Genomic DNA, 19,467 nt, shown 5'->3' with positions numbered 1-19,467 from the left:
ATTACTTCACCAGCTTTCGATACAATTCAGTTTTTGAAGGGTCAACAGCCGATAAAAGAGCAAAAGCTTTTTGTTTCTCATCTTTCGTTGCTTCAGAAAAGATATTGACCATTTCTTGGTTTTTAGCATTCATGAAACTATTTAATAGCACTGAATTAGCTCTTAATTGCTGCATGGTTTTTATAGAACTCAAAAAATCTAAAACTTGCTTTCGACCACCAACTGGGTCAGTTGTAAAATTATCTAAAGTCAAGCGATGATAATTGTAAAAACCTTCCCGAAAAGGCAAAAGTTGCTGATTTTGAAGATTTTCTACCAACCAATAACGATTTCGTTGGTCGCCTGACTGCTCCCAACCAGCTTGCCCTGCACTTGAAGCCAAGTTGGCAATATTATAGGCTCTTTGTAAATATTGATTTCCACCTGTTTTACCAAACGAATCATAATCTAAAGTTAGGGCAATCATCGAGTAAAAACCCAAAATAGAAGTTAGATTATTTGAAAATGTTTGTTCATTAAAAACCATTTGACGGTCTTCTGGCGAAAACGAAACATTAAAGTTTCTATCAACATAACTCAAAATTAGTGTTTCGTAAGTGCTATTAAAAACTGGTCGAATAACCTGAAACTGGGCATTTCCTTGAAAAACATTTTGTTGCGGCGACTTAGTAAAAGTAATTATCAAATTACATTTGATACGCTCTTCTTGGCTATAAATATCATTTGTCCAGCGTTTATTATTCATAAAATCACTGATAGATGTTTTCATGTCCACAAAGACTTGCTTTTCAGCCGCTTGTTGGGCATTAATTTGGTCTGAAATGATCGTTACATTGCAATTGAGTTCTTGTGCTTTTAATAGCGAACAAGGTACAAGTAATAATAATAAGATAATTTTTTTCATGTATTTGGTAAATAATTCATCTTCAAGAATCAATCTTTATGATTGTTTCCAAAATATCCATTGCCACTTCTTTCTTGGTTTTCAATTCAAAATTATAAACTTTTCCTGCACGATTGATAATTTTGATTTTGTTTGTATCATAACGAAAACCTGCCCCACTATCTTGCAGAGAATTTAAAACAATGAAATCAAAATTTTTCCGTTCGAGTTTTCCTTTGGCATTTTCAAACTCGTTATCAGTTTCCAATGCAAAACCAACAATAATTTGACCAGTTTTTTTCTCTTTCCCTAAAGTTGCGGCAATATCGGTCGTTTTGGTCATTTCGATAGTAAAAACATCTTCTTTTTTCTTGATTTTCTTATCTGCTACGTGCAAAGGTGTATAATCGGCAACCGCCGCCGACAGAATTACAATATCGCTCTCTAAAAAATACTTAGTGGTAGCTTCATACATTTGTTGAGCAGATTGTACCTTTTCTATTTTCACCCCATTTGGAAAAGGGATTGAAACAGGCCCACTGACAAGCACTACCTCTGCCCCAGCCATCTCGAAAGCCTCTGCTATTGCAAAGCCCATTTTTCCTGAAGAATGATTACTAATAAATCTTACAGGGTCGATTGGCTCTTGGGTTGGGCCAGCCGTAATTAAAACTTTTTTTCCTTTTAGTGTCTCTTTTCTTGAGAAAAACTTTGTGAGTTGATGCACAACTTCTTCTGGTTCGGCAAGTCTACCCTCTCCTACCAATCCACTTGCCAATTCTCCATACGAAGCATTAATGATCTCATTCCCAAAAGATTTTAATTTCCTAAGGTTCTCAACTGTACTTGGGTGAACATACATATCTAAGTCCATCGCAGGGGCAAAAAACACTGGACATTTCGCAGATAAATAACTGGCTATCAATAAATTATCAACAATCCCATTGGCACATTTAGCAAGTGTGTTTGCAGAAGCAGGAGCAATAATCATGGCATCCGCCCATAATCCAAGTTCTACATGGTTATTCCACTCACCATTTTCACCATTGGTAAAAGATGACAAAACTGGATTTTTAGAAAGCGTAGATAGTGTAAGAGGCGTAATAAAATCTTTGGCGGCATGTGTCATGATGACTTTTACCTCAGCACCCTCTTTTACTAATAGACGAACCAACAAAGCCGATTTATAGGCAGCGATGCTTCCCGAAACACCGAGTAATATTTTTTTATTTTTTAAGCTCAAAATTGAATTGTTAATGGTGAATTATAAATGATTAATCGGTAATGGTAAATAATAAATCAAAAAAAAAACTTATTTAAATACTCGATTTTTGAATTAAAACAGTCTAATATCTTGCAAAAATGTAATATTTCATAATAAAATTCAAAAACTTCACGCTAAGTCTTTGTTAGATACGTTAAAATAAGTATATTTAGTATATTTTTGCATCCATGAGACGACTTCTCCGCATAATAGGCTGGCTATTAGTCGGAATTTCTTTGTTGTTTGGGGGACTATTTATCTTTTTAGAATCTTCCATAGGCCAGGATTTTCTGACCAAACAAGTCGTTTCCTATTTGCACACAAAGCTGAAAACCAAAATCGAGATAGAGAAAGTCAGGTTTCATATTCCTGACTGGATTTCTTTGGAAAATGTCTATGTCCAAGACCTCCAAAAAGATACACTTATTGCGGGTAAAAAGATTTATATTGATGTAGATATGTTGGCTTTATTGCAAAATAAGGTTGCTATTAATCAAGTAGAACTTCAAGGCATTAGAGTAAAAATCAATCGAACACTACCTGATACGACTTTCAATTTTAATTTCATCGTACAAGCATTTGATACACCTTCCAAAGCTAAAGATACAACGACTACACCAGCCGCTCCACTTGAAATTGGCTTAAAAAAAATCAAACTTTCTAATGTAAATGTCAGCTATAAAGATGCAATTTTAGGCACTGATGCCGATGCAAATTTGCGTTATTTAGAAACCGAATTCGATAAATTTAATTTTGATAAATCACAATACCACTTTGCTAAAATCAATGGTGATGGAGGCACGGTTTCACTCAACCTTTATAAACCTTTACGCCCTTCTACAAATGTAGAGACTACTCATAAAAACCCCTCTGATACACTTGATTTTAGTCTTAAAAAAATTAGTTTAGCCAATCTCAATTGGTCGTTTGAAAGTGCAGAAGATGGAATAAAAAACAAAGTAAAATTAGGCAAATTTGAAGCAGAAGGAAATGGATTTTACTTAGAAAAACAACAAGTTGGTTTGAAAAGCATTTTACTCGAAAATACCGAAACACTCGTAGAATTCAATAAAAAACCTCAAAAACCAAACAACCCTGAAAGTAAACCAAACAATTGGGCAATCAATATCGCTAAAATACAAGTAAAAAATAATAGTATTCGCTACGATGATTTCAACACACTTACCCAAGCAAAAGGTTTAGACGCTTCACACCTCAATGTAAAAAATCTAGGATTGACCTTAAATAATTTTGTTTTTAGTCCAAAACTCATATCAGGGCAATTAGACAAAGCTACTTTTAATGAACATAGCGGCCTTATCGTACAAAATATCAGCAGTGATTTTAGTTATACTGATAAACAAATAAGTTTTAAAAAACTGCTTGTCAAAACACCAAACACACTTTTACAAGACGAGGTTTTGATGCAGTATAATTCTGTTGATGATTTCACCAAAAACTTAGGTAAAGTCAAGCTGAAATTGAACCTTAAAAAGAGTCAATTGGCTGTCAAAGATTTGTTTATTTTGGTGCCAGATTTAGCTAAAAACGCTTCTTTTAAAGGTCGTGAAAATGATATAATCAAAGTTGATGGAATTGTAAGCGGCACAGTAAATAATCTATCAGTTCCGAAATTAAATGTGGATGGTTTTGGTGAAACACACCTGCAAATCAATGGTCGAATTTTAGGTTTACCCAATACCGACAAATTAGGGCTTGATCTAAATATTGGCGAACTAAGTATGAGCAAAAAAGATATTTTGCAAATGGCTGGCGATAGTGCTATTCCAAAAAGTATTGAGCTTCCTGAGTTTGTAAAAATAAAAGGCTCTATCAAAGGGAAAATACAAGATTTGGTCATTGATGCCGCATTAGATTCTGAATTTGGTGGAGCCTCATTTAAAGGGAGTTTAGGAAATATCACTGCCGATAAAAATCAAAAGTATGATGGTCGAATTATTTTCCAAGATTTTGACCTCGGCAAGCTCACCAAACAACCCGAAACAGTAGGGAAGCTCACGCTTGATGCAACAATAAAAGGCACTGGATTTGACCCAAAAACGATGCAAGCAAGTGTTGAAGGAACGGCACAAAAGGCAAGCATAAAAGGCTATGAATATAGCAATTTAGCATTAAAAGGCTCAATAAAAGATCAGAATGCCATTTTTGATGCTTCGATAACAGATCAAAATTCAAAAATAAGGATTGTAGGCAGAGCTAATTTAGCAGACGAATACCCTGCTATCGTTGCGGATGTTTCTATTGATGAATTAGACTTAAAAAAGCTAAATTTCTACGCCGAAAACCTTAAAATACAAGGTGATATTCGATTAAATATGACCTCAACTAATCCCGAAAATCCATTAGGGGAAATATTAATTAATAAGGCAGTTTCGGTAAAAGACGGTAAGCGGATTCCTTTAGATAAAGTTAGTTTGAATTTTAAAACCATTGATAATCAAAGAGATATTACACTAAAATCACCCTTTTTTAATGCACATATCAATGGAAAGTTTAATTATGTGCAGATTGCAGATATTTTATTGACTGAAGTAAATAAATATTTTGCACTTCCTGCATTTCCTTATACACCCATCACAAATGACTATAGTTTAAAGGTTGATGCTACGCTCAATAACCACCCAATTATTCAAAGTTTTATACCTGAAATCACTAAATTAGATACTATTAAAGTAAGTGCTACATTGAATAATAAAGCAGACACTACTTTAAACGCCTCATTTTTTATTCCTTTTGTAGAGTATGATACTTCAACTGTCAATAACGCTCGATTCAAAATTTTTGGAACAAATAACAAAGCCAAATACGAAGGAAATATTGCTCAAGTAATTTATGACGGTTATAGGGTTCGACGAGCATTTATCGGGGGAGAAGTTTCAAACAATGTTCTTTCATTAAATTTAATTGTAAAAGATTCGCTCAATGCCAATCGCTATGGTTTTGCAGGAAATCTTCGTTCGATTGATGACAAACTTCGTCTTAATTTAAGTAAAAATGGCACACTGATTGACTATCGAAAATGGGAATCAGACTCAACGGGTTTCATTGATTATAGCCCTAAAGGAGTTTATATCAAAGATTTGGTTTTAAAGCAAGACAAGCAAAAACTGTTAATCAATAGCCTTTCGCCTGAGCCAAATTCACCACTCCAAATCCAAATAGATAGCCTTGTTATTAAGCCATTTGTGACAATAGCTACGCTTGATTCTACACTCGCCTCTGGCACACTCAATGGTTCTTTCAAGCTTAGTAATTATATGACTTCACCCGAATTTACTGGTGATTTGGCTATTCAAAACTTTGCTTTTACGCAAATACCCATAGGCAATTTAAGTGTCACAGCCACTAATGAGACTTCCAATAAAATCAATGTAAAAGCAGCTCTTGTAGAAAACAATAATAATATTCATTTGGATGGCAACTATCTTTTGAAAAGTAAACAACCCCTTGATTTCAAGATTGACATCAACAAATTAGGAGCAAAAACCGTCGAAGCATTTAGTTTTGGACAACTCAAAAATGCTTCAGGAAATTTAGACGGCATATTATTTTTAAAAGGAGAACCAAGCAAACCTGTGATTGATGGTGAGATAAAGTTTGATACAGTTTCGTTTAGTTTAGCTCAATTAGGTGCCAAATATCGAATCCAAAATCAAAGTATGGGATTCAAAAATAGTTTTATTTCTTTTAATAAATTCATCATTGCTGATACTTTGGGGCAAAATTTATTGGTAAATGGCTCGCTTTCACTGCAAAATCTTCCAAATTATAGCTATAAACTTGATATTGATACCAAAAATTTCATGGCACTCAATGGTAGTAGAAAAGACAATGATTTTTTCTATGGAAAAGGCTTTATTGATGCCAATTTGAGTGTAAAAGGTGTAGGCACCAAACCTGCCATCGAGGGCAATATCAAATTAAAAAATGGTAGTGATATTACCGTTATCATGCCTGATAGAGAAATTGACAAGGCCGAAACTGATGGTATTGTTCAGTTTGTCAATCTAAAAAATCCGAGTGCTGAAGTAAAAGCTGATTCATTAGATTCGGAAAATGCTTTTGATTTTGTTGAAGAAGTTTCTCTTAATATTGAAGTTGATGATAAATCTCAATTAACTGTAATTGTTGATGAACTTAATGGCGATAATATCAAAGTAAAAGGCAATGCACAACTCAATACAGGAATTACCCCAAGTGGACAAGCCTATGTTTTAGGATTATACGAACTTACTTCTGGAAGTTATGATTTGTCTTTCCAATTTTTGAAAAAGCAGTTTATTATTGAAAAAGGCAGTTCACTGCTCTGGACTGGCGACCCAATGCAAGCTCAAATTGATATTACAGCGGCTTATAAAATTGTGGCTGAAGTTCCAAAAGTTGATGCCAATGCAAAAGCATTAGGTAAAGTGCCGTTGGACGTTTTATTGAAAATGAGTGGAAATCTATCAAATCCAATCGTTGATTTTGATATCAGAGTTGATGCTAATGCACCGTCTGATATTTCGGATGCAATCAAAAATGATGGTTACTTGGCTACACTCAAACAAAATCAAGTTGATATGAACAAGCAGGTTTTTGCTCTATTGGTTCTCAATCGTTTTTTAACTGAACAATCGACTGATTTCTTTTCAGGCATAAATCCTGAAGCTATTGCTCGACAAAGTGTGAGCAAATTACTATCCGACCAACTCAACTTATTGGCTGGAGACCTTATCAAAGGCATCAAACTTGACTTTAATCTTAACTCTACGGCCGTTAATACAGAAGGCGTAAATAAAGCAAAAACTGATTTAAATGTTGGCTTAAGTAAGGCCTTCTTGAATGATCGATTAAAAATAGCTGTGGGACGAAATTTTCAATTGGAAAATACTACTGGCACAGCCAGCTCGAATGAAATTGTAGATAATATTTCACTCAATTATAATCTCAGTAAAGACGGGAGATATTTGTTTAGTGCTTACCGCAAAAACCAATATCAAGCGATTCTTGATGGGTTTGTGGTTGCGACAGGTGTATCATTCTCCATTACGCTCGACTATGAGTATTTTAAGGAGTTATTTCAAAAGAAGAAATGAGTATAAAAAAAGTCATATCATTAGCATATATTTTTTTACTATGGGGATGCTCTATTAGCAAACATATTCCCGAAGGTGAAAGCCTTTATACGGGAGCCAAAATAAAAGTCTATGCTGATTCGAGCTTTAACAAATCACAAACAAAAGCTATTCATGAGCAATTAGTGACCATCATAAGACCTATTCCTAACAGTACACTTTTGGGGTTTCCTTATAAAGTTTGGTTTTATTACCTTTTAGGAGAGCCTAAAAAAGAGAAAGGTTTTCGACAATGGTTTAGAAGTAAACTTGGTGAGCCTCCTGTACTTGCCAGTAAAAGAGCGGTCAATATCAATACCGATATCATTAGTAATTTTCTAAATAATGAAGGCTATTTTCGCTCAACCGCATCGGGTGATTTACTAATTAATGGTAAAAAAGCAAGTGCTATATATACCGCCACTGTCAAGCCTCGTTATAGCATTGATAGTGTGGTGTTTGTCAATAAAGATAGTTCGAGTTTTGGAAAAAATCTTCAAATAACAAAAGAAAATTCATTGCTAAAAACTAATCAGCCTTATCGTTTTGACAACATTAAACTTGAACGAGAACGCATTGATAAAGCCTTAAAACTAAAAGGATTTTACTTTTTTCGTCCTGATTTTCTTATCATCAAGGCCGATTCTAACCAAAATAAACAGAAAGTGAATTTGTATGTAGAATTAAAACCTAATATTCTGCAAACATCACTGAAACAGTACCGTATTAAAGACATTTTGGTGTATGTCGATACTCAAGACAGCACTCGTGGCTCGACACGCACTAGGCGAGGTATTCGAGTTTTTGACCCTAAAAAAACTTATCATGAAAGGGTTTTCAACGACGCTATTGGTTTCAGTACAAGCCGCATTTATAATAGTCAAACACATGATGCTTCTTTGTCTCGTTTAATCAACTTGCGGAATTTCAAATTCGTAAAAAATCGTTTTGAATTAGTCAATCGCTCAGATTCGGCATTTATCAATGTCATTTACGACCTAACTTCTCTTAGAAATAAATCTTTTCAAGCAGAGTTGGATGCCCTTACTCGCTCCAATAACTTAGCGGGAACAACATTGGGTGGAAACTGGTCAAATCGGAATGTTTTTCGAGGGGCAGAGATTTTAAAAATAGGTCTTAATGCAGGGTTCGACTTCCAATTAGGTGGAAGGCTCAATAACAATGTCAATAGCTATTACCGTATAGCAGGCGATGCTGATCTTACTTTTCCACGATTTCTTTTACCATTCTATAAAATACGTGCAGGACGCAACCAAGCACTTCCTAAAACCAATATCAATATTGGCTATGAGCGGCTACTTCAAAAAGGTGTTGGCTTCAGAGATGATAGCTCGACTTATGCCTATACACAATATACAACTACTTCACTCAGAAGTTCTTTAAATTATAGTTGGCGAAAAAATATTGAAGTTGAACACAGTTTTACTCCACTCTCTATCAATTTGATCAAACCAAAAAATATTAGTGAAGAGTTTGTAGAAAAAATATTTAGAAGTAATAATATCCAAGATTTACTCCGATACGATAAAATATTACAAACCCGCTTAATTTTAGGTGGCCAATATAATATTACTTATATACCAAAACAAACGCTCAATAGTAGGAATTATTTTTATCTCAATACTGGGGTAGATATTGCAGGAAATATTGCGGGACTTTTAACCAAAAAAAGTGAAGACGATTCAAAACGCATCTCCAATACAGTTTTTGAACAGTATTTGCGTTTCGATGCTGAAATGAGATATTATCTCAATCTTAGCCCAAATATTCGTTTAGCTAATCGAATGATTTTGGGCTATGGCGTACCGTATGGAAATTCAAAAAGCTTACCTTATCAAGTAAAACAATATTTTGTAGGAGGAAGTAATAGTATTAGGGCATTTAGGGCAAGGTCGATTGGCCCAGGTAGCTTTAATGTGACGGCTGACCCCAATGCAATTTTCATCAATTCTTATGGCGATATTAAACTTGAAATGAATACTGAACTGCGTATCAAAGTGACCCAATTAATCAATTTGGCCGCTTTTGTTGATGCAGGAAATATTTGGTCGGCCAAATATAACGAAAACTCATTTTATACGGCTGATGGTGTTTTTGGCAAAGATTTCTACAAGCAACTTGCTGTTGGTGGTGGTTTGGGATTAAGATTAGATTTCACTTATGTTAAGTTACGACTCGACCTTGCTACACCCTTTTGCAAGCCTTGGCTACCAGAAAAAGAACGTTGGGTAATTAATCAAATTGATCCTTTCACAAAAGCTTGGCGAAAAGAAAATTTAATTTTGAATATAGCAGTAGATTATCCTTTTTAAGGGTAACTATTTTAATTGTCAGACTATAAAACCAAAAAAGCAGCCAGAGAAATCTGGCTGCTAAAATATTATCTTTCATAACAATCGACTTGTTATTCAGCGTCTTTCCAACGGTATTCTACTTTGTCTTCAATGAATTCTTCCAAAGCAACCGAAGTTGGTTTTGGTTGACGCTCATAAAATCTTGAAATTTCAATTTGCTCACGATTTTCAAAAATTTCTTCTAAATTATCAATATTTGAAGCAAATTCACCCAATTTTTGAGTTAATTCTTCTTTAGTTTTTATAGCCACTTGTCTTGCACGTTGCGATGCAATATATACCGACTCATAAATATTACCTGTTTTGGCAGCGAGTTTATCTAAGTCTCTCGAAACGATTGAAGGATTGATTGCCATATCTTTAAAAATTATGTATTACGTACGCTGAATATTTATATAGAACCTTATTTATTAGTTTTTAATTCATTAATGCCCACTTTCTCATCTTTCTTAGCAGTATTTTCTTTGTCAGCTTTTTCTTTAGCGGCTCTTTCGGCTTCTTTTGCTTTAAATTCTTTTACTTGTTGCTCGTATTTGGCAACTTTTTCTAATCCTTTTGTAGAGCCATCATATACTTTTTCTGCTTGCTTGATGTATTTACTTTTCGGAAAAGCATCAATAAAATCTTCATAGAATTGCAACGCAGCAGTATAACGCTCTCTTTGTTTGGTCTCAAAACTTACCTCAGCCAATTCAAATTGAGCTTGTACTTTCAAGAACGAAAGCTCTTCAATATACTCTGAATCAGGGAAATCTTTTTGGAAATTATCAATCGCTACAACGGCGGCCTTAAAATTAGCAATGGTTACACCACTGGTTTTATAATACAATTTTGCCTTCTCATAAGCTTTTTCCTCCAAACGATGTCTTAAATCTTTCAAATTCTGATTACATGACTCAGCATATTTGCTATCAGGATAAGAGTTGATGAAAGTCTGTAAAGCATCAATCGCTGTGAGTGTGCTGGTTTGATCGAGGTTATAATTAGGCGAATCTTTAAACATTGAAAAAGCATACATATAGAATGCTTCTTCGGCCAATGGGCTATTGGCATAGGTTGCGTAAAAAGATTTGAACAAATAGGCACTCATGCTATACTGTTTCTGTTGAAACTGAGAATAGGCATTATAAAACTGCGACTGTTCGGCAAGCGAATCTCCTTTTAACAAAGGAATGATTTCTTCAAAAAGTGTGCCTGCTTTGTAATAGTCTCCTTTTTTGTAGTAATCATTAGCAGCTAAATACTTTTGTTCGGTTGTACCTTTCTTTTGCAGCTTCATAAACTTGCTAGAACAAGACGAAAACAGCAAAATACCGATAAACAAGAGGGCGATATGTGGTCTTTTTAAAAACATGGGTGCAAAGATAATAAAAATATAGCAGTTTTATAACGAAAAATATCTCATATTTATTCTTAAACGGTTGAATTGTTAATTTTAAAAGTGGCTTAGGCTTATTCTGCTTTATTTACTGACACCAACATATTCAATAACTGCATATCGCCAAACTGGGTTGCTAAAGCTACATCAGCTGCATCACGACCATACGCCAACACTACTCTGTTGCCTTTTGGCTCGGTTTGGGTTGCATCAAAAGTGTACCAATTTCCACCTAAATAAGCTTCAAACCAAGCATGTAAATCCATTGGATTGAGTTCATGAAGATAACCAACTACCATTCGGGCAGGAATATTTATGGCACGACAAAGAGCAATACCCAAATGTGAGAAATCTCGACAAACCCCTATCCTACTCTGATTGATGTCACATGCCGACGAAGATGAAGAACTATAACCATATTGATAAATAACATTATTTTTTACCCATTGACGAATGGCTTCTACTTGTGGATAACCTAAAGCAAGGTTTTGGGTAATTTCGGCAGCCATATAAGAAAACCGATCCGATTCACAATAGCGACTCGGTAAAAGATATAAAAGGGTGTAATCAGGGAGATGTTCAACAGGTATAAATTCAGCTCCAAAGTTCACTTCTATGTGTTCGCTTGTTTCGACAACTGCTGATGTTTTAATGCTAAAACTACCTATTGGACTAATCAAACGTTGGCATAAATTACCATATAAATCGGTATATTCTATCACTGGTACATTTGGTGTAAACAAATATTCTTCTTTAACGACCCATTGCCCTGAGCCGCTCCTTGGGCGTAACATCAACACTAAAGGTACATTTTCTTGGGTTTGATAATCAAGTTGGCAACTAATTTGTAGTTTCATTGGATGGCCTAAAGCATTTGTAGCGATTCCTCGCTTTTAATTCCTGTAAAGATAACTTAATTAAGTTTGAATAAAGTCATTGTTGTTACATAATTTTAAGAAGTACCATTGTATCAATTCAAAATAGTCTATAATGTTAAATTATCATTAAATCCTTGCCTTTTTGTCCATAATTGCCTTATTTCGCAAGCAAACAGTTTGTCATTGAGCAATGGAAGATAATAATAAAAATATCCCAATTGATAAAGGCTCGAAAGGTAGCCTTTTTTCGTTTTTAAACGGTTTAGTTTCGCCTACTAAAAATCAGGGAATTAAAAGTGAAATACAAGAATCAAAAATCAATCGTTATGCTGATAGTATAGAGCAATCTAACTATTTGAGTCGTGATTTGAGTTGGCTAAAATTTAATGAGCGAGTACTTGACCAAACCCGTGAAAAAGACTTAAATCTGTTTGAAAGGTTAAAATTTTTAGCAATAACTGCTTCCAATCTTGACGAATTTTTTACAGTTCGTTTAGGTAGCTTATATAACTACCTTGATTTTAATAAAGAAAGAATTGATTACTCTGGACTTCGTGAAATTCCATTTCGCAAAGCCTTACTACTATCTATTCGCCAGTTTTCACAAGAACAAGACCGCATATTCAAAGAAGAACTGACACCCTTATTTTCAGAATACAAATTCAAACTAATAAAAGTTAATGACCTTACCAGCAACGAATTAGAAGAAGCCATCAGTTATTTCGATAATACGATTTACCCGATGCTTACCCCTATGTTGTTCGACCACACACATGCTTTTCCTGTACTTATTGCCAAAACTTTGATTTTTGGTGTGGTAACTGATGCCAATCGTTCGACACTTTTTCCTGATGATAGTGAAAATAAAAAAATCTCTTTTGTCCAAATCCCAGGTAATTTACCAAGGTTTGTTACCATCGAACGAGGCGAAGAAATTTTGTTTTTACCAATCGAAGAAATTGTTCGACATGAAATTAAAAAACTTTATCGAAATGTTGAGATTCAATCAGTAAATCTCTTTAGGATTGTACGAAATGGTGATTTTACTTTGGAAGAATCGGATGATATTGAAGCAGATTTTGTTGATGAAATCAAGCAAAAAATAAAGAGTCGTCGTTTAGGCAGGGTTGTTTTTATGGAAATTGAACCTAATGCTAATGAATGGATGGTGACAATGCTTCAAAAACGTTGGGAGATTGACAAATATAATATTTTTGTAGATGAATGCCTCATTGATTATACTTGTTTGTGGCAAATTATTCGTCATCCAGAGTTTCAAGAAGACCTTTCAACCATTCATCCGCCTGTTACTCCTATCAGATTAAGAGATAAAAATGTTGATATTTTTGAAGTAATTCGTGAAAAAGACCTTTTACTTCATCATCCATATAATAATTTTGAACCCGTCCTTCAGTTAATCGAAAAAGCAGCCGAGGATCCTGATGTTTTGGCAATCAAGCTAACGATTTATCGTTTGGCAAAAAACTCCCGTGTTACCCAAGCTCTTTTAAAAGCCGCAGAAAATGGTAAACACGTTTCTGTTTTGTTTGAAATAAAGGCTCGTTTTGATGAAGAAAATAATATCAAAGAAGCCGATAAATTGCAAAGAGCGGGTTGTTTTGTTATTTATGGTATTGGTTGGTATAAAACCCACACCAAACTAATGCTAATTGTAAGAAAAGAAGGGAATCGAGTTGTACAATATGCTCACTTGGCAAGTGGAAACTACAATGAAGATACTGCAAGACTTTATACAGATATTGGCTTGCTTACTACTAATCCGGCTTATACAAGAGATATTTCAGAGTTCTTTAATGTTATCACTGGACATTCTCAACCTGCTGACTATCAGTACCTTATCACTTCACCTCGTGATATGCGAAACAAACTAATCGAGATGATTAGGTTAGAAGCTGAAAATGCAAAAGCAGGATTGCCAAGTGGTATTTGTATCAAACTCAATTCGGTTGAAGATCAATTTGTGATTGATGAGCTTTACAAAGCTTCTCAAGCAGGTGTAAGGATTAAGATGATTATCCGTGGCATTTGTTGTTTGCGTCCTGGTCGTAAAGGTTTGAGCGAAAATATTACTGTTCGGTCAATCGTTGGTCTATTCTTGGAGCATGCCCGTATTTTCTATTTCCATAATAACAACCAACCCAAACTTTATGGTGGCAGTGCCGATATTATGGTAAGGAGTTTTGATAAACGAATTGAGTCTTTGTTTGAATTAGTTGATGAAGAAGTACAACGCCAAGTAATGCACATTTTGGACTATAACTTACGTGATAATGTCAATGCCTATGAATTACAAGAAGACGGTACTTACAAAAAAGTGATGTGTTCGCTTTCTGCAGAAGATGAACCTTTTGATATCCACCAACGCTTTTTTGAAATTAAAGAAAAGGAGGAAGAACCAATCGCTTTATTTGAGGAAATAGACAATACTAATGCAATGATTGAAACAAGCATTGAAAATTAATAATTACTCAATGCACTACAAGCTTTGTTTCTAAAATCAATTCTTGATATGGAGGCATTTCTTTAGAAGGGTTTTCGATGATGCTGATTAAAAGTTCGGCAGATTTGATACCCATTCTATAAGCAAACTGGTCAACCGATGCAAGAGGAGGATTATCTAAATAAAATGTCATTGGTAGATTTGCAAAACTTACAAACAAAATATCTTTGTTTGGTACAAGATTTTTTTGTTTACAAACTTGCATAGCATAAAGTGCTAAATAATCATTAAAGGTTAGAATCGCTTGTGGTGGTTCTTTCAAAGCGAGCAATTCGAGCATTTTTTCAACGCTTTGCTCTTTCGACAAATCGGTAGATTTGATATAATTTGGGGTAGTTTGTAACTTAAATTTCTTAATTGCCAACAAATATCCATTCAATCGTTCATCTGAAACCTCCATACTCGTTGGGCCATTCAGCAAGGCAATTCTTTGGATTCCTTTATTAACCAAAAATTCAACTGCTTCAAAAGCACCTTGCGTAATACTGCAACGTACTTTATTGGCTTCCAAATTTCGTGGAACACGATCAAAAAACACCAATGGAGTACCATAACTTTCCAATTCTTTGAAATGACTATAATTACTGGTTTCGGCCGCTACCGAAGCAATGACCCCATCCACTCTACTGCTCAAAAAGGATTTTAGAGCTTTTTCTTCACGCTCAAATTTTTCACGAGATTGGCTCACAACCACATTATAACCTTTTTCTAAAGCAACATCTTCAATGCCTGTAATTGCCATCGAAAAAAATTCCTCTTGCAAATACGGCAATACTACGCCAATGGTGGAAGTCTTATTTTTCTTTAACAAAATAGCTGCTGGATTCGGCACATAATGCATCAATTTAGCAACCTCCCAAACTCGTTCTCTTGTTCTTAATCCAATACGAGGATTATTTTGCAAAGCTCTTGAAACGGTTGAGATTGAAATCCCTAATTCTTGGGCAATTTCTTTGATTGTTGCTTGGTGTCTCTGCATGATAACTGTTTAACTGATGGCAAGTTTTAAAAAAAAAGCAAATTTTATAGTAAACTTAGTCTATAAAAACATATTAACTGCGATTTCAAATAATATACTTTTACCTGTCAAAAAATATCCAAATCATGTCCTGAAATCACTTTGCCTTTATAATCATTCATAATTTCTTGAAGCATTATTTCTTCTGTTGATGTCCAAATCAATTGATGTGTCAATAATAAAAGTTTGGGTTGTACAATATTAGCTATCGCTGCTAATTGTTTAGTAGAAGTATGAAATTGCGAATGATACGCCTTCCATTGAGGCGTCCTTTTGTCAAAACCTTCTTGTGAATAAACTTCATGAATAAGTATATCACAATCTTTACTATTGGCGATGAGGTTTTCGCTATAAGTACAATCGCCCGAAACAACAATTACTTTATCTTTCGTTTCAAAACGATAGCCAAACGCCTCTTTCCAAGAACCATGATTAACCTTAAATGCCTTTACTGTAACGTTTGTATCTTTATATATAATTCCCTCTGCTATTTCGGTTGTTTGTATCGAATATGATTTTGAATCGCCATGTTCTAAGCCATTTATTCTTAAATCAATGTCTTCAGCATAAGCTTTCATGACATGATTTACCATTTTTTTTGACCCTTTCGGGCCAAAAACCTTTAACGATTTATTTCTACCTATAACTGCAGGCGTAAGTATAAAATCCGACAGCCCAGAAGTATGATCCGAATGAAGATGCGTTATAAAAAGACGATTCAATTTTGAGACTTCTAAACCTTTAATACCTTTTTTTTCGGCAGCCACACACCTACGAACAACACCTGGCCCGCAATCTACAATATAGGGAGTATTATTTACCACAATGGCCAACGATGGACCAAACCTATCAGGATCAGGATTTGGCGTACCCGTACCTAAAAGAACCACCGTAGTTTGACCAAAAACAGTGGTTTGGCAAATAATCAAGAGTAAGCAAAAGTAATTTTTAAGAAAAATCATAACATTGATATGATTAGGATTTCTTCTTCTTCCAAAGCCATAGTCCAATACCTAAAACGACAAAACTTAAGAGTATCCATTTTAAAACTGCGAATATACTAAAATGTTTTTCTTCGGTAAGTATTAGGGTTTGATTTACTTTTTGGTCTTTCAAAACTTGCGTATTTCCACCTGTCCAATGTATAATGATTTCATCTATTTTGGTAGCATTTGCTACACCAAAATGGGCATAAGTAGCATTTTGAGATAAGTGACTTGAACCTCCGCCATCAATTTCTCGAATTTGATGCACGCCATTTACAACAATTTCTATTTTTGAGCCTATCCCATTTGTTTCAGCTTCAATACCTTTTAAAGCAATTTTTATCCAATTTCCTTTTGAAGAATCATTGCGAAACAAGTGTGTCACTGATTCAACAGGATAGCCTTCTAAAACGGGCTTTTGATTAACTACTAAAATATCTAAATCTCCATCATTTTCTAAATCAAAAACAACCGAACCTCGCCCTATTCCGTAGTCACTTAGGCCTTTTAGCCTACCATTTTCAATAAATTTTCCACCAATATTCTCAAAATAATTATCACCCATCGGCGTACAGTTAGGGTTCAAATCTCCATTGGCTACAAAAAGGTCAAGATCACCGTCATGATCAAAATCAGCAAAGTTGGCTCCCCAGCTAATCGACATAAAACTTAATCCCAAAGGCTGCGATTGTTCAACAAAAGGTTTACCTGCACCACCATTAACCATAAATTTATTGAATCGGATATTAGTTATGAAATAATCCATCCAACCATCATTGTTATAGTCACCTACGGCCGCTCCCATCGAGTTGATTTTTAAATCCATTGCCATTTTTTTACCAATTTCATCAAATGATGCCCAAGGATAATTGTTTTGATAAAGTAAATCGGGCGTTCGTTTATAGCCGAAATCGTGGTTGACAAATAAATCTTGGTCGCCATCATTATCAAAATCTGTAAATACTCCGCCAAAACCAAAGCCTTTATGGCTCATGCCATAATCTTTATAGACATTTTTAAAGCCTTTACCTTTTTCATTCAATAATAAATAACCTTCTGTGATTTGGTTAGCACTCACAATCATGGCATCATTGATTGTACTAAGGTCGCCAGGATATTCAGTAAAATAATTTCCTACGTAAAGGTCAGGATAGCCGTCTGCATTAAAATCGCCAAAACTTGCTCCTGTACTAAAAGAATTAAGTTTTCCGAGTCCAAATTCTGCCGTAGCATCACGAAAAGTACCATTACCATTATTGAGATAAAGTAAGTTAATCGCTCTCGGAATAATCTTTTTTGTGCCTTTCGACGTGATAGTTGTAATATATAAATCCACAAATCCATCACGATTGACGTCTGCCGCAGCCGCACCTTGTGTAAGGAATTTTTTAGTGCCGATTAACCCAGACTTTTCATAGACATTGGTAAATGTACCATTTTTATTATTCAAATAAAGTACATCATCGGCCATACCGCCTGCGAGGTAAATATCATCAAAACCATCATTATTTATATCAAAAACACAAGCTCCACCCCCTAAAAAACCTTCAAAAACCTGAAACTGATGTTTAATCCCAGCTTCTTGTGTAATATCTTTGAAAGGTGTTTGAGCTTGAGAATCATTGCTTATAAAAAATAAAATAAAGGCTAATAACTGAATAACATTCTGAGAATCAATTAGCAAAACTGATCCAAATACATTTTTTATTTTATTTGCTTTAATATTTTTCATTTCTTCCATTTCAATTGTATAATATTCTCTGCAACTACTTTTCCTTTTTCTAAGCCTGCTTGGTTATCTTGTGGAACATGAATTCCACCATAGAAACGAGAATTGGCAGTCTCTTCTGCTAATTGCCAAAATGATTCAAAATGCCTTGCTTTGAAATCTACATTACGCAATTCATCACGCTTTCTACCAACATGCGAACTATCTGTAAAAGAGAACTTTTCTCCATATAAACTACTTAAAATTGTTGCTGTCGCTGCCGCCTGAATGGCATGTCCAGATGGAAAAGCAGGAAACGGCGGATCAGGCCAAAAAGATTCCCATCTTTGGTCGATGTGTTGAGTAATATATGTGTTAGGTCTTTCTGTAAAGAATTTATACTTCCACTTCCAACAATTAATAAAGGCATCAGCCACTCCCATACCCACTTTGGCATAGGTTTCTGCACATTTTATTAAGCTTGGTTTACTTTTTTTGATGACTAATGTTGCCAAATAATAAGAATGACCTGGTGGTGTAAACGTTTCGTCTGGGTCATCTCCCCACCAAATAGCGGCCTCTTTTTGAGCTTGGGTTAAGGCTTTTTCTTGTTGATAAACAGCCAAAAATTGTTTGTAGTAAGCAGAGTTTGGTAAAGTGTCATAAGGGATGATTGTGGGGTCGGGAATTTGGTGATTTTGAACTAAAAAAGTACGATTTTCACCCCAGTGTGGATGTAGTGGATAATGACTAAACGACTGTCCATACAATGGTGGTTTCCAAGAGCCTAATTTATGTGGATAAACCATCTTTTTATCAAAGTTTTTTAAATAACCTCGATGTCCACCATCTATTTTAGACCATTCAAAAACTGCATTTGCTACTGCTTTCCCAAAAGATACTGACCTGTCAATCAATAGTTTATCTTCTATTTTCTCAGAATAGTTTTCGTAAATAGCTTTTTCTAAAGAATCAATTTTTAGTTTGTTTTGGTCTGAAGTTTGATTATAAATACTTTTCAAGATTGTTGCTTGTGCTGCATTTAGTGCTAATTTATAGTCGTATTTTTTATCTTTTTGGGGTTTTGGAAGACTATCAAGACCATCTAATTGTGCTGCGAGTGATTGATAAGTTGAATCACCATTGACAATGGATTCGTACATTGTTAAACCTATGTAGCCTAAACATCTTGATGAATATGTAGGTGAGTTTGAAGGCGTATTTTTTGTTATGAAAAGCGTCATTTCTGCCCATTTTATGGCAAAATCTTGTTCGCTTAATTCTTGCTTTTCTTTACAGCCAGAAAATAAACTGATCAACAGAAGCATACACAAGCATT

General features: G+C 34.7%; 12 protein-coding genes. 3 read left to right on the top strand and 9 right to left on the bottom strand.

Annotated features, from left to right (window positions below):
* Window position 1: 1 nt before the first annotated feature.
* Together ACQUQZ_RS05785 and coaBC are read right to left on the bottom strand one after the other, a co-directional pair.
* A complete protein-coding gene (locus tag ACQUQZ_RS05785; protein ID WP_435353833.1) occupies window positions 2–904 on the bottom strand; it encodes a DUF4835 family protein in 903 nt (300 codons plus the stop codon).
* Between the two features lie 22 nt (window positions 905–926).
* On the bottom strand, window positions 927–2,126 hold the full coding sequence (gene coaBC, locus ACQUQZ_RS05780) for a bifunctional phosphopantothenoylcysteine decarboxylase/phosphopantothenate--cysteine ligase CoaBC (protein WP_435353832.1): 1,200 nt from the start codon (window positions 2,124–2,126) through the stop codon (window positions 927–929).
* A gap of 209 nt (window positions 2,127–2,335) precedes the next feature.
* Between coaBC and ACQUQZ_RS05775 the strand changes: the two genes are divergently transcribed.
* Window positions 2,336–7,246, top strand: coding sequence for a translocation/assembly module TamB domain-containing protein (locus tag ACQUQZ_RS05775; protein WP_435353831.1), 4,911 nt, complete (start codon window positions 2,336–2,338; stop codon window positions 7,244–7,246).
* A complete protein-coding gene (locus ACQUQZ_RS05770) occupies window positions 7,243–9,597 on the top strand; it encodes a BamA/TamA family outer membrane protein (RefSeq protein ID WP_435353830.1) in 2,355 nt (784 codons plus the stop codon). Before ACQUQZ_RS05775 ends, ACQUQZ_RS05770 begins: the two co-directional genes overlap by 4 nt.
* Before the next feature lie 92 nt (window positions 9,598–9,689).
* Here the strand turns inward: ACQUQZ_RS05770 and ACQUQZ_RS05765 are convergent, their stop codons facing one another.
* The 3 genes from ACQUQZ_RS05765 to ACQUQZ_RS05755 all read right to left on the bottom strand — a co-directional run bounded on the left by ACQUQZ_RS05765 (window position 9,690) and on the right by ACQUQZ_RS05755 (window position 11,874).
* Window positions 9,690–9,995, bottom strand: coding sequence for a DNA-directed RNA polymerase subunit omega (locus tag ACQUQZ_RS05765; RefSeq protein ID WP_435353829.1), 306 nt, complete (start codon window positions 9,993–9,995; stop codon window positions 9,690–9,692).
* 47 nt (window positions 9,996–10,042) lie between these two features.
* On the bottom strand, window positions 10,043–10,993 hold the full coding sequence (locus ACQUQZ_RS05760) for an outer membrane protein assembly factor BamD (RefSeq protein ID WP_435353828.1): 951 nt from the start codon (window positions 10,991–10,993) through the stop codon (window positions 10,043–10,045).
* Window positions 10,994–11,091: 98 nt separating this feature from the next.
* Window positions 11,092–11,874 (bottom strand): transglutaminase domain-containing protein, encoded by a 783-nt coding sequence (locus ACQUQZ_RS05755; protein ID WP_435353827.1) that lies wholly within the window; start codon window positions 11,872–11,874, stop codon window positions 11,092–11,094.
* 211 nt (window positions 11,875–12,085) lie between these two features.
* On the opposite strand from ACQUQZ_RS05755, the gene ppk1 reads away from it, so the two are divergent.
* Window positions 12,086–14,377 carry a polyphosphate kinase 1 gene (gene ppk1, locus ACQUQZ_RS05750; protein ID WP_435353826.1) on the top strand — a complete coding sequence of 764 codons (2,292 nt, stop codon included), beginning with the start codon at window positions 12,086–12,088 and terminating at the stop codon, window positions 14,375–14,377.
* Window positions 14,378–14,384: 7 nt separating this feature from the next.
* Here ppk1 and ACQUQZ_RS05745 read toward each other — a convergent pair whose 3' ends face one another.
* The 4 genes from ACQUQZ_RS05745 to ACQUQZ_RS05730 form a co-directional block, all read right to left on the bottom strand.
* Complete coding sequence (locus tag ACQUQZ_RS05745) at window positions 14,385–15,395, bottom strand: LacI family DNA-binding transcriptional regulator (RefSeq protein ID WP_435353825.1); 1,011 nt, start codon at window positions 15,393–15,395, stop codon at window positions 14,385–14,387.
* Window positions 15,396–15,502: 107 nt separating this feature from the next.
* Window positions 15,503–16,396 carry an MBL fold metallo-hydrolase gene (locus ACQUQZ_RS05740; protein WP_435353824.1) on the bottom strand — a complete coding sequence of 298 codons (894 nt, stop codon included), beginning with the start codon at window positions 16,394–16,396 and terminating at the stop codon, window positions 15,503–15,505.
* 13 nt (window positions 16,397–16,409) lie between these two features.
* Window positions 16,410–18,152, bottom strand: coding sequence for a CRTAC1 family protein (locus tag ACQUQZ_RS05735; protein ID WP_435353823.1), 1,743 nt, complete (start codon window positions 18,150–18,152; stop codon window positions 16,410–16,412).
* A complete protein-coding gene (locus ACQUQZ_RS05730) occupies window positions 18,149–19,456 on the bottom strand; it encodes a vanadium-dependent haloperoxidase (RefSeq protein ID WP_435353822.1) in 1,308 nt (435 codons plus the stop codon). Before ACQUQZ_RS05730 ends, ACQUQZ_RS05735 begins: the two co-directional genes overlap by 4 nt.
* Window positions 19,457–19,467: the final 11 nt, after the last annotated feature.

The sequence above is a fragment of the Emticicia sp. SJ17W-69 genome, assembly GCF_051209875.1.
GTDB lineage: Bacteria > Bacteroidota > Bacteroidia > Cytophagales > Spirosomataceae > Emticicia.
This window is presented reverse-complemented; position numbering and strand designations above follow the sequence as displayed.

Bases quoted from the DNA above. Each gene is read 5' to 3' on its own strand.
- ppk1 (WP_435353826.1), top strand. From the start codon at position 12,086: ATGGAAGATAATAATAAAAATATCCCAATTGATAAAGGCTCGAAAGGT.
- ACQUQZ_RS05735 (WP_435353823.1), bottom strand. From the start codon at position 18,152: ATGAAAAATATTAAAGCAAATAAAATAAAAAATGTATTTGGATCAGTT.
- ACQUQZ_RS05785 (WP_435353833.1), bottom strand. From the start codon at position 904: ATGAAAAAAATTATCTTATTATTATTACTTGTACCTTGTTCGCTATTA.
- ACQUQZ_RS05745 (WP_435353825.1), bottom strand. From the start codon at position 15,395: ATGCAGAGACACCAAGCAACAATCAAAGAAATTGCCCAAGAATTAGGG.
- ACQUQZ_RS05760 (WP_435353828.1), bottom strand. From the start codon at position 10,993: ATGTTTTTAAAAAGACCACATATCGCCCTCTTGTTTATCGGTATTTTG.
- ACQUQZ_RS05740 (WP_435353824.1), bottom strand. From the start codon at position 16,396: ATGATTTTTCTTAAAAATTACTTTTGCTTACTCTTGATTATTTGCCAA.
- ACQUQZ_RS05775 (WP_435353831.1), top strand. From the start codon at position 2,336: ATGAGACGACTTCTCCGCATAATAGGCTGGCTATTAGTCGGAATTTCT.
- ACQUQZ_RS05765 (WP_435353829.1), bottom strand. From the start codon at position 9,995: ATGGCAATCAATCCTTCAATCGTTTCGAGAGACTTAGATAAACTCGCT.
- ACQUQZ_RS05730 (WP_435353822.1), bottom strand. From the start codon at position 19,456: ATGCTTCTGTTGATCAGTTTATTTTCTGGCTGTAAAGAAAAGCAAGAA.
- ACQUQZ_RS05770 (WP_435353830.1), top strand. From the start codon at position 7,243: ATGAGTATAAAAAAAGTCATATCATTAGCATATATTTTTTTACTATGG.
- ACQUQZ_RS05755 (WP_435353827.1), bottom strand. From the start codon at position 11,874: ATGAAACTACAAATTAGTTGCCAACTTGATTATCAAACCCAAGAAAAT.